The sequence below is a fragment of the Solibacillus sp. FSL K6-1523 genome, from assembly GCF_038005225.1.
Lineage (GTDB): Bacteria > Bacillota > Bacilli > Bacillales_A > Planococcaceae > Solibacillus.
Window position 1 is genome coordinate 812621 of record NZ_JBBOSU010000001.1, and the last position, 12358, is coordinate 824978.

Annotated in this window: 12 protein-coding genes; 9 read left to right on the forward strand and 3 right to left on the reverse strand. The window is 36.6% G+C overall.

Annotated elements, in window-relative coordinates; genetic code table 11:
• Window positions 1-235 precede the first annotated feature (235 nt).
• The 8 genes from MHI10_RS03670 to MHI10_RS03705 all read left to right on the forward strand — a co-directional run bounded on the left by MHI10_RS03670 (window position 236) and on the right by MHI10_RS03705 (window position 8022).
• On the forward strand, window positions 236-1036 hold the full coding sequence (locus MHI10_RS03670; RefSeq protein ID WP_340783045.1) for an NEAT domain-containing protein: 801 nt from the start codon (window positions 236-238) through the stop codon (window positions 1034-1036).
• 19 nt (window positions 1037-1055) lie between these two features.
• Window positions 1056-2888, forward strand: coding sequence for an S-layer homology domain-containing protein (locus MHI10_RS03675; RefSeq protein ID WP_340783046.1), 1833 nt, complete (start codon window positions 1056-1058; stop codon window positions 2886-2888).
• Window positions 2889-3046: 158 nt separating this feature from the next.
• Window positions 3047-3946: a heme ABC transporter substrate-binding protein IsdE gene (gene isdE, locus MHI10_RS03680; protein WP_340783048.1), complete on the forward strand. Its 900-nt coding sequence runs from the start codon at window positions 3047-3049 to the stop codon at window positions 3944-3946.
• A 72-nt stretch (window positions 3947-4018) separates the two neighbouring features.
• Complete coding sequence (locus tag MHI10_RS03685) at window positions 4019-4972, forward strand: FecCD family ABC transporter permease (RefSeq protein ID WP_340783050.1); 954 nt, start codon at window positions 4019-4021, stop codon at window positions 4970-4972.
• An 8-nt stretch (window positions 4973-4980) separates the two neighbouring features.
• On the forward strand, window positions 4981-5751 hold the full coding sequence (locus MHI10_RS03690) for an ABC transporter ATP-binding protein (RefSeq protein ID WP_340783051.1): 771 nt from the start codon (window positions 4981-4983) through the stop codon (window positions 5749-5751).
• A gap of 1 nt (window position 5752) precedes the next feature.
• Window positions 5753-6427, forward strand: a complete 675-nt coding sequence (gene srtB / locus MHI10_RS03695; protein ID WP_340783054.1) for a class B sortase — start codon at window positions 5753-5755, stop codon at window positions 6425-6427.
• Between the two features lie 21 nt (window positions 6428-6448).
• A complete protein-coding gene (locus MHI10_RS03700) occupies window positions 6449-7279 on the forward strand; it encodes an EfeM/EfeO family lipoprotein (RefSeq protein WP_340783057.1) in 831 nt (276 codons plus the stop codon).
• A 218-nt stretch (window positions 7280-7497) separates the two neighbouring features.
• Window positions 7498-8022 (forward strand): YceI family protein, encoded by a 525-nt coding sequence (locus MHI10_RS03705; RefSeq protein WP_340783059.1) that lies wholly within the window; start codon window positions 7498-7500, stop codon window positions 8020-8022.
• 154 nt (window positions 8023-8176) lie between these two features.
• Here MHI10_RS03705 and MHI10_RS03710 read toward each other — a convergent pair whose 3' ends face one another.
• Together MHI10_RS03710 and MHI10_RS03715 are read right to left on the reverse strand one after the other, a co-directional pair.
• Window positions 8177-8683, reverse strand: a complete 507-nt coding sequence (locus MHI10_RS03710) for a hypothetical protein (RefSeq protein ID WP_340783061.1) — start codon at window positions 8681-8683, stop codon at window positions 8177-8179.
• 235 nt (window positions 8684-8918) lie between these two features.
• Window positions 8919-9071, reverse strand: a complete 153-nt coding sequence (locus MHI10_RS03715) for a hypothetical protein (protein WP_340783063.1) — start codon at window positions 9069-9071, stop codon at window positions 8919-8921.
• Window positions 9072-9281: 210 nt separating this feature from the next.
• On the opposite strand from MHI10_RS03715, the gene MHI10_RS03720 reads away from it, so the two are divergent.
• Complete coding sequence (locus MHI10_RS03720; protein ID WP_340783064.1) at window positions 9282-10670, forward strand: aldehyde dehydrogenase; 1389 nt, start codon at window positions 9282-9284, stop codon at window positions 10668-10670.
• Window positions 10671-10728: 58 nt separating this feature from the next.
• On the opposite strand, the gene MHI10_RS03725 is transcribed toward MHI10_RS03720, so the two are convergent.
• Window positions 10729-12306: a two-component system sensor histidine kinase NtrB gene (locus MHI10_RS03725; RefSeq protein ID WP_340783067.1), complete on the reverse strand. Its 1578-nt coding sequence runs from the start codon at window positions 12304-12306 to the stop codon at window positions 10729-10731.
• Window positions 12307-12358: the final 52 nt, after the last annotated feature.

The window sequence follows — 12358 nt, forward strand, 5'->3', positions numbered from 1 at the left end:
CCACTAAATAGATAATCATTATAACATGATTCAGCAGAAGTCTCCCATTTCTATAAGTGGGGGATGAATGCCAACTATGACTTTAATTCAGAGGGGGGTTCAAACCCCGGCTGAATCAAGTTAAAGCCCCCGGCGGATGTCACAGATTTTAAGGGGAGCTTTTCGAGCGAGCTCGAAAAAATCAGGACGCAATTACGCCGAGGCGTAATTGATAAGAAATGGAAGGGAAATTTGCATGAAAAAATACTTTTTACTATTATTCACCTTACTCTTAATGAGCCCATTTATTTCACCAAATGTTTCAAATGCGGCGATTGCAGATGGTACATACGATGTTAGTTATCAAGTAAACAAACCAGGCAGTAATTCAGCGTCAATGGCAAATGATTATTTTGCAAAGCCTGCAAAGCTCATCGTAAATGATGGAAAAATGACGATGCAATTGACGATTAAAAAAAGTGCATGGGTAACGGAATTTAATCCTCCTGGTGGGGCGACTGTCATTAGTTCAAATGAAGGCGCGGATCAGCGTGTCGTACAATTTCCAATATCGAATCCCAACGTTGTGACAATTGCAATGAAAATCGACATAGAAGATATTGATTACCATCATTCTTATAGTGTGGATTTTGTCATTAACAGCAGTGCTTTACCGGAAGCAAAGGCGCCAGAAGTAACGGCACCAAAGACAAAGCCAGTTGCGCCAGAACCACCTAAAAAGCAAGAAACAACGAATTCATCGTCAGGAAGTAATACTTCTTCAAATAAACCAGCAACAACTGAAAATTCTACTGCTTCGTCAACAAGCGAACAAACGAAACAGCCTTTGACAACTGAGAAAGCGGTTTCACAAGAGGCACAACAAACGCCAACTGAAGAGCAACAAACATTAGTACCAGAAGAGCAACAAGCTGAAGAACAAGAAGTAGTAGAAAATCCAGAGACGAGTGATGAGCTACCGATACTAGCAATCGTGTTGTTCATTATGGCAATGATTGTTTTTATACGCAATCAAAATCCAAAAACAAACGAATAGTTCTAGGAGGAAATTAACAATGGCAAAAAAATCAAAAGCAACTAAAACAATTATCGCATCATTACTTGCAACATCGGCAATCGTACCTGCAATGGCAGTTTCAGCAGATGTAGATGGGTCAGTTAAAGTAAATGGAACAGATGCAACATCTCGTTCAGTAGATGCAGTAAACACTGCAACGCAAGTGACAAAAACGATTGATTTCAAAGTAGAAGATGCAACAGGCATGCTTGCAAAATATGTTCCAGGTACAGGTAATTTAGTAGAGCGTGAAGGTCAAAAATATATTCAATTAAACTTAACAGAACAAGTATTAGCAATGGTTGATGAAGTATTAGTAAATGGTAAAACAGCTGTTTACAACTATGGCAGCAAAATGATTTTAATTCCTGTTTCAACAGACTTCAAGCCAGTTGAAGCGGTATTTACTTTAACAACACCAGTAGGGAAAATGGATGCGAAAGCAACATTAACACCAAATCCAGCTTCTATTAAAGAAGAAACAACTGAAACAAATAAACCAACAAAGCCTGAAGAGGAAGCTGGAAAGCCGTTCGCACCAGGTAAAAAGTTAGACTCAGTGGCAGATGGTACATACGATGTAACGTTTGATGCTTATGCGCCAGAAACAAACATCGGTAATTATAAAGCGATTTCAAGCCATTTCTCACCAAATGCTAAATTAGTAGTGAAAAATGGTAAATATTCAGTGCAAGTTGAAATCGTAGAAAAATCAAATCCAATGATTGCTGCATTAAAAGTAAATGAGAAAGCAGCAACAACAGTTTCTGGATCAGCAACAGAAGGCACGCGCGTATTAAGCTTTGATATTGATTCAATTAGTGATTTACACAAGTCATCGGTACATGTTGTCGTACCAGCTGCCAAAATGGATAAATGGTATGATTTCGGTTTCGCAATTAACACAGCGAAATTAGAGCTACCAAAAGCTGAAGCAACACCTGAAGCTAATACATTACCAGCATTCGTTTATGCAGACGGAAAAAATGAGTTATCGATTATGCAAGAGAAATATTTAGCAGATCAAGTAACGGTAACAGCTACTGCGGGTGGCTATGATGTGGATGTCACTTTCCCAGAAGGTCAACATTTAAATGACTTCACTGTAACAGGTGCAACAGTTGCGAAAAAATCGGAAGAAGTTGTCGGTGAAAATACAGTTAAAATTTATACAGTTTCAGTGAAAGACATTACACAAATTTATAATGCAACAGTTGATTTATCGGTTCGTTTTGGCGACTTCGCATACGATGAAAAATATCCAGTGCAATTACAATTTGGCGGCAAGAAAAATCCATTTACAGATATTATGAAAGATGCAAGCTACGGTTCAATTATTTCATTATATTCAAAAGGAATTATTAAAGAAGCCGATAAATTCAACCCCAAAAATAACGTAACTCGTTCTCAGTTCGCATTAATGATCAACCGTGCGTTAACATTAGAAGTACCAGCAACAACGAAATTCACGGATATCGCGAAATTCGATACAGAAACGCAAAGTGCAATTAAAGCGTTACATGGAATTGGTGTCATTAACGGCAACTCAGAAACAATTTTCGCACCAAAACAAGATATTACACGTAAGCAAGCTGCGTTAATGATCTACCGTTTATTAGAAAACCAAGGATATAAAGCAACAGGAGCTACTGCAAACTTTACTGATGTATCTGTAAAAGATGCAGAAGCTGTAAAAGCAATTGCTGAGTTAAATAAATTAGGCATTATGACGGGTTATGAAGGTAAATTTAATCCAGATACTAAATTAACACGTGGTCAAATGGCAAAAGTTTTAAATAACGGATTAACTGTAATTGACGGCTTAAAATAAAATCAATGTGCAGTGTACCTCCGCTTTATTGTGGAGGTTACTGCCTTTTTGAAGTATTACGGATATAGGACGGACTGGAAATGGTATTAAGTTGAAGTAAATTTCCATCCACGTTTTCGATGAAAGTTTACTTCAGTTTAATGAGGAGGAAATACGAAATGAAAAAATGGTTTGCAAGTCTAGCATTAGGAGTAGCCTTATTAGCTAGCTGTGGCAATGATGAAAAAGATGCAGTAAATCTAAATGCATCTGACAATGGGGCAGAGCAATCTACTACGATTGAAGAAGAGCATCGTATTATCGCAGGCACAGTTGTTTTGGCGGATATTATGGACCAACTCAATTTAGATGCGGTCGCGGTGCCAGAAACGGTAAAGGATTTACCAGCACGTTTTGAAGGATTACCGACAATCGGAAATGCGATGGACCCTGATGCAGAAATTATTAAATCTTTGAATCCGACTGAAGTATTATCTGTTTCCACGTTGGAATATGATTTGAAAGATAAATTCAAACAACTAAAAATTCCAGTGGATTTTGTTGATTTAACGAGCATTGAAACGATGCTTTCTGAAATTACCGAAATTGGTGAGCGTTACAATCGAGTAGCCGAAGCAGAAGCGTTAATTTCTGAGTTGCAAGGGGAAATGGATGCTGTGGAGCAGATTTCTAGCGATAAGAAAAAGCCAAAAGTACTTATTTTATTAGGTGTACCAGGAAGTTATTTAGTAGCAACTGAAAAATCGTACGCAGGTGATTTAGTCCGTTTAGCTGGTGGCGAAAATGTAATGGCTGGACAAGATGCGGAATACTTGCCATCAAACACAGAATATTTATACGAATCCAATCCAGATATCATTTTGCGATTAGCGCATGGGATGCCGGATGAAGTAATTGAAATGTTTGATGATGAATTTAAAACGAATGATGTATGGAAGCACTTTGCTGCAGTAAAAAATGATGAAGTTTATGATTTAGAAGAGGAACTGTTTGGCACAACTGCGGCATTAAATGTATCAGAAGCACTGAATGAACTTGTAACGATTTTTTATAAATAATGTGTAAAAACGATTAGCAAAATTACTTAGAAAATTTGTTGGTCGGTTATTTAGAGATAAAGGGTGTTTACTGTGACGAAAAAAATTAGTAGTTTTGTAGCAGTTTTACTATTATTGTTGCTGACGATTGTTTATGCCGCTACAACAGGTAGTATCCAAATGGGCTTTGGCGAATTTTTAACGAGTTTATTTGATGCTAATAATGACAAGATGGCGGCCATTAAAGATTTGCGCTTTCCAAGAATTATTATTGCATTATTTGCAGGTGCCGCGCTATCGGTAGCGGGCGTTTTATTGCAAGCGATTATGCGTAACCCGTTGGCAGATGCAGGTTTTATCGGAATATCAGCCGGCGCTGCGTTTACGAAGTTGTTTATCGTATCGTTTGTGCCAACGATGTTTTTCTTCTCGCCAATCGCTGCATTTATCGGCGGGGCGTTTGCGTGTTTTTTAGTCTTTTTCCTATCATGGAAATCAGGTTTAAATCCACTGAAATTAATTTTAGTCGGAATTGCGATTAACGCGATGTTTTCAGGATTAACAGAGGCGATGATTAGCTTTGGTGCATCTACTTCTGGAGCAATTACATCCACTTTAACGTTAAAAACATGGGATGATGTTTCACTAATGGCGACTTACGGTACGATTGGCTTAGTACTTGCTTTTATGTTCTATCGCTGGTGTAACGTGTTAGTATTATCGGACAAAACAGCGAAAAGTATCGGGTTTAATGTAACGGTTGCAAGATTACTTATCGCAGCTGTAGCCGTTTTACTTGCCGCTTCATCAGTTGTAGTAGCTGGTGTCATCGCCTTTGTTGGTATTTTAGTGCCACATATTGCGCGTCGTTTAGTAGGCTACGATCATAAAGTGCTTATTCCATTTACGGCGTTATTAGGGGCGTTTATTATTTTATTGGCGGATACGTTAGGTCGTACATTATTTGCCCCGATGGAAATTCCTGCATCAACAATTATGGCGATTATTGGTGGACCATTTTTAATATTTTTACTTAGAAAAGAGTGACAGCTAAGATGGAAATGAAAGAAGTAATTGTTTCGCATGACGGAACAACACGTCATTTAAATGGGGTATCAACCGTTATTCCAAAAGGCCAAATTACGACGATAATTGGACCGAATGGCTGTGGAAAATCGACATTATTAAGCGTTATGTCACGCAATAATCGACCGCTCGAAGGACAAGCACGCCTTGAAAATCGTGATTTGATTGAATATAAACCAAAAGACTTTGCGAAAAAATTTGCGATTGTTTATCAGCAAAACGATATTCCAAGTGATTTAACTGTCGAAAAGCTGGTCATGTATGGAAGAATGCCACATTCCTCATTGTTTAAGAAAAAGTCGACAGAAGATGAAGAAGCGGTTACGTGGGCATTAGCTTGCACGAATTTACTAGGGAAACGTCACAACGATCTTGCGGCACTTTCGGGTGGGGAACGTCAGCGTGTATGGATTGCGATGGCACTTGCGCAAAAGTCCGAAATGCTTTGTTTGGATGAACCGACAACGTATTTGGATATTTATTATCAGCTTGAATTATTAGAGCTTGTGAAACAATTAAATGAACAGCATGGTTTGACAATTGTCATGGTGCTCCACGATATTAATCAAGCCATTCGTTATAGTGAACATATTATTTTAATGAAAGCGGGTCAAATTATTGCAGAAGGTGCGCCGCGTGCTGTCATTACAAAGGAAGTAATCAAAAAAGTGTACGGTGTCAACTCGGTGTTCCATGAAGATGAGCAACTCGGGCTTTATATGATGCCTTTAAGTATTTAGTATGCGACGATGGCTAAGAATCTTAAGTGTTGCGGTCATGCTTTTCTGTGCGATGCAGTTAATTCAGTATGCGCTATCTTATAAAAATGTAGAAAAAGATTTAAAAGATGCCCAGAAAGTGGTAGAAGAAAGTACGCTTATAGCTCTTCAAAAACAAAATCCAAACATTATTGGCTGGCTATCATTAGCAAATAGTCGACTGGATAACCCTGTTTTGCAGACAAATAATAATGACTTTTACTTAACGCATAATTATTTGAATGAAAAAAGTCGTGGAGGCAGTATTTTTGCTGATTTTCGCAATGAGCTAATGACAGATCGGCATACGATTTTTTATGGACATGTACTGCGAAACGGGACAATGTTTGGGGAGCTTTCTAAATTTGCAAATCAGCAATACGCCGATGCGCATCCTATATTTTATTATGAAACAGCATCTGAAAAATATAAACTGCAAGTATTTGCTGCCTATGAAACGACAACCGATTTTTATTATATTGAAACACAATTTTCAGATGCAACATTTGAACCTTTTTTAAATGAAATCCAGCAACGTTCCGAAATTACGATGCGGGTCGATGTGTCGGTAAGCGATAAAATTGTTACTTTTTCGACATGTACGACATCCGTAAATGATAAAGAACGCTTTGTTGTCCATGCGAAAATTATGAATTGAACTTATATGAGGTGAAATACGATGAACTATACGAAAAAATTAGCGGTTGTTTTCATGTCAGTGGCTGTTTTAGCGGCTTGTGGAGACAAAAATCAGCAAGTAGAAAAAGAGCAAGTGGAACAACAGGAAGCAGTAGAAGAGGTAAAAGTAGCAGAAGAAGCAAACCTTTTCCGTAAGTATAGTGCCACACAAATGACTGATTTTGTAGCGGATACGCAATTATTAGCAACACTTGTTCAAGAAGGAAAATTAGAAGAAGCGCAAAAATTATACCCACTTGTAACGATGTATTATGAGCGACTTTTACCGATTACAAATGATTTTGAGGAACTGGATCAAGCGATTAATGGTCGAATCACAAAAGGAAAAGAAGCCGATTCAACAGGATTCCAACGTTTAGCATTTGGCTTATTCCAAGAGAAGACTACAAAAGGCTATGAAGAAGTCGCTACGCAGCTTGCAAGCGATGTTCAAGCATTAGAACAACAACTATCAACTATTGATGTAAGTAAAAATAATGTACTGGCATCAGCTAGTGCGATGTTCGAAAATATGATAAAAAATCGTTTAACAGCAACAAGCTTTGCAAATGCTGAAGTATATGCGGTGAAGGCTCAAACAGAAGCAATTGAAGAGATTGTGAAAATTTTTACGGCACGAGCAACTACTGAATCCGTGACAACGGCAACGGAAGCAATTGCGCAGTTAAATGAAGTTCTGGAATATTACGAAGTTGGTAAAGAAGATTACGTCAATTATAGTTTCTTCACAGCGAAGCAAAAAGAAGAGCTGACAGCAGCGATTCAACATGTGCAAAATGCCTTAAATGACATGGATAAAACAGTCCAATAATAGAGCAATGTTTAAATCTATACTTGCAACATACTGATGCTCACCAAAAAAAAAAATTAAAACCATCTTTTTTTGCCATTGGGTGAAAAGATGGTTTTTTCTTTAGAAATTTATCTAGTGTTAAAAGTTTGCATAAATGGAATGTGGGTATACATATAAATGAAGACTGCTTAGAAAAACCTACAATCTAAAAATTCAGCTTTAGGAGGAAATATGAAATGGCTAAATGGACAGTGGATGCGTCACACACGAATATTGGATTTCAAGTAAAGCATATGATGGTATCTAAAGTGAAGGGGAACTTTGATTCTTTTTCAGCGGATGTAGAAGCGGAGGATTTATCGGATTTAACGACTGCCATCATTACGTTTTATATTGATACAGCATCAATAACAACAAAAAGTGAAGATCGTGATAACCATTTAAAATCAGCGGACTTTTTTGATGTTGAAACTTATCCGAAAATCACATTTAAATCCACGACAATCCAAAAATCTGGTGACGGTTATCAGGTCGCTGGGAATTTAACGATTAAAGATGTGACCAAACCTGTTACATTTGACGTAGAATATAACGGCAAAGGGACAAATCCTTGGGGCGTTGAAGTTTATGGTTTTGAGGGAGAAACGAAAATTAACCGTGAAGATTTTGGCTTAACTTGGAATGCCGCATTAGAAACAGGTGGTGTGCTCGTTGGAAAAGATATTAAAATTACAGTTGAACTGGAATTAAATCCTGCGTAAATTAGAGGGAAATAAGCGCGTAGTCGATCTCATAAGTACATCCATTATCAGAATGTCTAAATTGAAAGTTGAATTATGCAACAGGCAGGAAATAGAAAGAATTTAATAGACAAGAGCCGCATTTCTAACAATTATGCTAGAAGTGTGGCTCTTGTTAATATAATGCTTCATGTTTTTCGTAATGGGTTGCTACTTGTTTTAATTGTTTGTATGAGAGATTTTTTATTTTGGAAATGGTATCTTGAGAAAAAGAGAGTGTTAAAATTTCTGTATTTTTATTTTTAACGGGCATATACCATTTTAATGTAAAATCATGAATTGTTTCATTTTTGTTAATTTCTTTTAAAATATTGTAGCTGTCCTTCAATAACGTATCTTCGGAAACAAACTCGCGACCTTGTAAAAATAAATCAACATCGTGTTGACCGTCGTGGTGTGTGAAGTCAATATTCAAAATAACGTTTTCCAATAATTGATTTAAAATAATGTCTGTAATCGCAATAGTCGTTTGAGTTTGTAATTCTTCGGGTGATATTTGAGCTGTTGTTTCTTCTATTTTCTTCGTTTCCTCAGAATTAATATAATTCACCATGAATTGAACTAATAAAATACTAATAAAAATCGTTAAAAAAATAAGCATGACTTTAAAAAATTTATTCATAATAAGAAGAACCGCCTTTATAGCATAAGCGTCTTGATAAGCAATTACGCTTTAGCGAACTTTAGTCTGATTTTTTCTTTAAAGTGCTAGTAAAAATCTGTGACCTCCGTCATTATGCCACAAAAAAACAAAAAAAGAACTGCCAAATGTGACAGTCCTTTAACTTCTTTTTAGCAATTGTATTTGTACCGAAAGCGACAAGTACAGAAGTATCCCACCCTTATAAGTGATTGAGTTAAGTATTTTGTTCTTCATTATGAATGGTTGCCGCGTATTCGTTAAAGTATAAAAATGATTCGTCCTCTAATTTTATTACATTTTGAACGTTTAGCCCGATTGATAAAGGTCCAGAAAAAATCTCTTCCCACCAAGTTTCAGTTACAATCATTAATATAGCCCCCTTGTACGATTATAATGCGCTGCGTGTATTAGAAAATAACTTCTTATTTTGTGAACAACTCTTCAAATGACTGCGCGTTATTTTGAATCGCTCCTTTCTTGCAGGAAATTCATTGTGAGTTGTAGTAGTTATTACTATAGTTAATATGTGTGAACCGATATAATTTATGCATAGAATTTAAAGAAAGGGTGGAAAAAAATGAAATTTACTGCGCAAGATGTTGAACAAATGATAGAGGATCAACGTGCATTTTATTTTACACGGACGACGAAGGAAGTAGAATTCCGTAAGCATCAATTAGTATTATTAAAAGAATCCATTAAAAAATATGAACGCCAAATAATAGAAGCTTTAGCAGCTGATTTAAGAAAAAGTGAGTTTGAAGCGTTTGCAACGGAAATTGGGATTGTTTATGATAGCATTTCTTACTTTTTGAAAAATCTTGATAATTGGATGAAACCGGAATTAGTAAAAACACCGATTCAATTTCAACCAGGGAAGAGCTATATTGTTCGCGAACCATATGGCGTTGTATTAATTATCGGACCATTTAATTATCCATTCCAATTAATAATGGAGCCGCTGATCGGTGCGATTATAGGGGGGAACACAGCCATTGTGAAGCCTTCTGAATCTGCCGTGCATACCGCGGCAATTGTCAAAACAATTATTGAAGAAACATTCCATGAAAATTATGTTCGCGTTGTTGAAGGGGAAAAGGATGAAGTGACTGCTCTTATCCATGCGCCGTTTGATTATATTTTCTTTACTGGCAGTGTGGCTGTTGGTAAAGTAGTTGCTCGTGCCGCTGCAGAACGTTTAACCCCTTATGCACTAGAGTTAGGTGGGAAGAGCCCTGTTATCATCGACCAAACCGCAAATTTAGAAGTGGCTGTTAAACGAATTGCTTGGGGGAAATTTAATAATACCGGACAAACATGTGTAGCACCTGACTATATACTTGTGCATGAATCCGTTGCGAAAAAGTTTGTGAAGCTGATGAAAAAGGTGATACGCGAATTTTTCGGAGAGGATATTCAAAAAAGCGAGGATTACGGGCGCATTATTAACTTACGCCAATTTGATCGCCTGCAAAGTATTTTGGATAACGAACGAAATACCATTACATTTGGTGGCACGACGGACCGCGAAGATTTATTTATTGAACCGACGCTATTAGAAAATATTACATGGGGCAGTCCGTCAATGGAAGATGAATTATTTGGTCCACTACTGCCGATTATGACGTATAAAGAGTTGCCGCAAGCGATTCATGAAGTGCGGAAATTGCCGAAGCCATTAAGCGCCTATTTATTTTCTGAAAATGAAAAAGCAATTCAGTACTTTTTACAGGAGCTTCCGTTTGGAGGAGGCTGTATTAATGATGTGATTACACATGTTGGAAATACACATTTACCGTTTGGAGGAGTGGGTCCTTCTGGAAGTAATGCTTATCACGGGAAAGCGAGTTTTGAAAATTTCACACATGCTAAATCCATTATGCAACGTTCTAATAAGCTTGCGAATGGTTTACTATTCCCACCATATAAGCAAAAGGTAAAACTTGTTCGGACGATTATGAAATAATAAAATGACGATGAAGCCCCCATTTGAATTAAAATGGGGGCTTCAATATTGAAAAAGACTAATTTAAATCGATTGGAAAGCTAATTAAAATTTCCGTCCCAACGTTTTGTTTACTTGTAATTTGAATGGTCCCGCGATGATCTTCAATAATTTTATTAATAATCATCATGCCTAAGCCGGTACCCTTTGTTTTTGTCGTATAGAAAGGCTCAAAAATTCGATCTAAAACATGTGGCGGAATGCCGTAACCAGTATCTTTTATGCTGATAAAAACCGTATTTTCGTCCAGGTCTTTGCATAATTCAATCGTAATAGCACCACAATCATTAATCGCTTCCATTGAGTTTTTAAAAAGGTTGATAAAGATTTGTTTGATTTGGTTTGCATTGCCAAGAATCACAATATGGTCATAATCATTATTTATTTTTAATGTAATATTCCTTTGCTGAAATTCATATTGAAAAAGATGCGCAACTTCAGCTAACGTTTGGCCTAGGTGAATCGGAACGAATTGATTCGCTTGCGGGCGTGAAAGAACGAGAAATTCGGATAAAATTAAATCAATGCGTTCAATTTCTTTTTCCATCAATTTTGTATATTCATGATAAGGTGAAGAATCTCCCTCATTCATCATTTGAACAAAACCGGAAATGACGGTCATAGGGTTGCGGATTTCATGGGCGACACCTGCAGCCATCTCACCCACTAATTTTAGCTTTTCAGATTGTAAAACGAGACGTTCGTTTTCTTTAATATACGAGATGTCACGGGAAATGAGTGACATCGCAATCATTTGTCCATTAGGGTCATAAATAGGCGATATCGAAATTTGAACATCGATCGAGGTGCCGTCTCGCCTCATATCCTGCGTTTCAAACAGGTGAAGACTTTGCCCCATTAAAAGTTGTTTTGTTCGCTCAGCAGCTGCCTCTGCATTTCCAGGGGGAACAAGTGGCAATGTTTTACCGATGCTTTCTTCCTTTGTCCAACCATATAAACGTTCAAATGCTGGATTTACCGTAATAATGGTATCGTCCAAATTAAAAACGACAATGGCATCCTCAGCATGTTCAAAAAACATATTTAAGTAAGCTTCTTTGGATATCAAATTATATTCGCGGTCTATCGTTGTCTGCTCGACACGATTCCAAAGATATTTTACATAAAAAGTTTGTAGTAAACTTATACAACAGACGAGTATCAAAAAAAATATAAATAAAAAATCATCAATCCCACTGGAATTTTTAAAAATTGAGTGGGAAAAATTTAAGACTATAAGTGATTCGGTAACAACAATTAGTGAAAAAATAATATTAAGACATAAAGATCGATAAATACTCAATATAATTAAAAAATATAAAAAAGAGTACAATGTAATGATATTTTCACTTTGATAGGTCAAAAATAATACGAAAAAATGCCAGCCGAAAATTAAGCAATATTGAAAAACTTTTGGATTCACTTTTAAGAAATAAAGAAATGAAAGAGTAATTGAGATCGTAATACAAACGATTAAATTGGCTGTAGACAAATTAAAAAAGCCAAGCCAAGGTGTAAAAATATGAAATGTTACTGTAAAAAGTAGCATTACAAAGATGAATTGATTGCGTTTATGTAAAATATCAAGTTGTTGCATGATACCTCCAAAGTAAGAAATACTACCTATATAATACACGAAAAAGTTATGT

What these genes read in the sequence shown, in the direction of transcription:
- isdE (WP_340783048.1), top strand. Translation starts at nt 3,047, where the DNA reads ATGAAAAAATGGTTTGCAAGTCTAGCATTAGGAGTAGCCTTATTAGCT.
- MHI10_RS03700 (WP_340783057.1), top strand. Translation starts at nt 6,449, where the DNA reads ATGAACTATACGAAAAAATTAGCGGTTGTTTTCATGTCAGTGGCTGTT.
- MHI10_RS03725 (WP_340783067.1), bottom strand. Translation starts at nt 12,306, where the DNA reads ATGCAACAACTTGATATTTTACATAAACGCAATCAATTCATCTTTGTA.
- MHI10_RS03705 (WP_340783059.1), top strand. Translation starts at nt 7,498, where the DNA reads ATGGCTAAATGGACAGTGGATGCGTCACACACGAATATTGGATTTCAA.
- MHI10_RS03675 (WP_340783046.1), top strand. Translation starts at nt 1,056, where the DNA reads ATGGCAAAAAAATCAAAAGCAACTAAAACAATTATCGCATCATTACTT.
- srtB (WP_340783054.1), top strand. Translation starts at nt 5,753, where the DNA reads ATGCGACGATGGCTAAGAATCTTAAGTGTTGCGGTCATGCTTTTCTGT.
- MHI10_RS03710 (WP_340783061.1), bottom strand. Translation starts at nt 8,683, where the DNA reads ATGAATAAATTTTTTAAAGTCATGCTTATTTTTTTAACGATTTTTATT.
- MHI10_RS03690 (WP_340783051.1), top strand. Translation starts at nt 4,981, where the DNA reads ATGGAAATGAAAGAAGTAATTGTTTCGCATGACGGAACAACACGTCAT.
- MHI10_RS03715 (WP_340783063.1), bottom strand. Translation starts at nt 9,071, where the DNA reads ATGATTGTAACTGAAACTTGGTGGGAAGAGATTTTTTCTGGACCTTTA.
- MHI10_RS03720 (WP_340783064.1), top strand. Translation starts at nt 9,282, where the DNA reads ATGAAATTTACTGCGCAAGATGTTGAACAAATGATAGAGGATCAACGT.
- MHI10_RS03670 (WP_340783045.1), top strand. Translation starts at nt 236, where the DNA reads ATGAAAAAATACTTTTTACTATTATTCACCTTACTCTTAATGAGCCCA.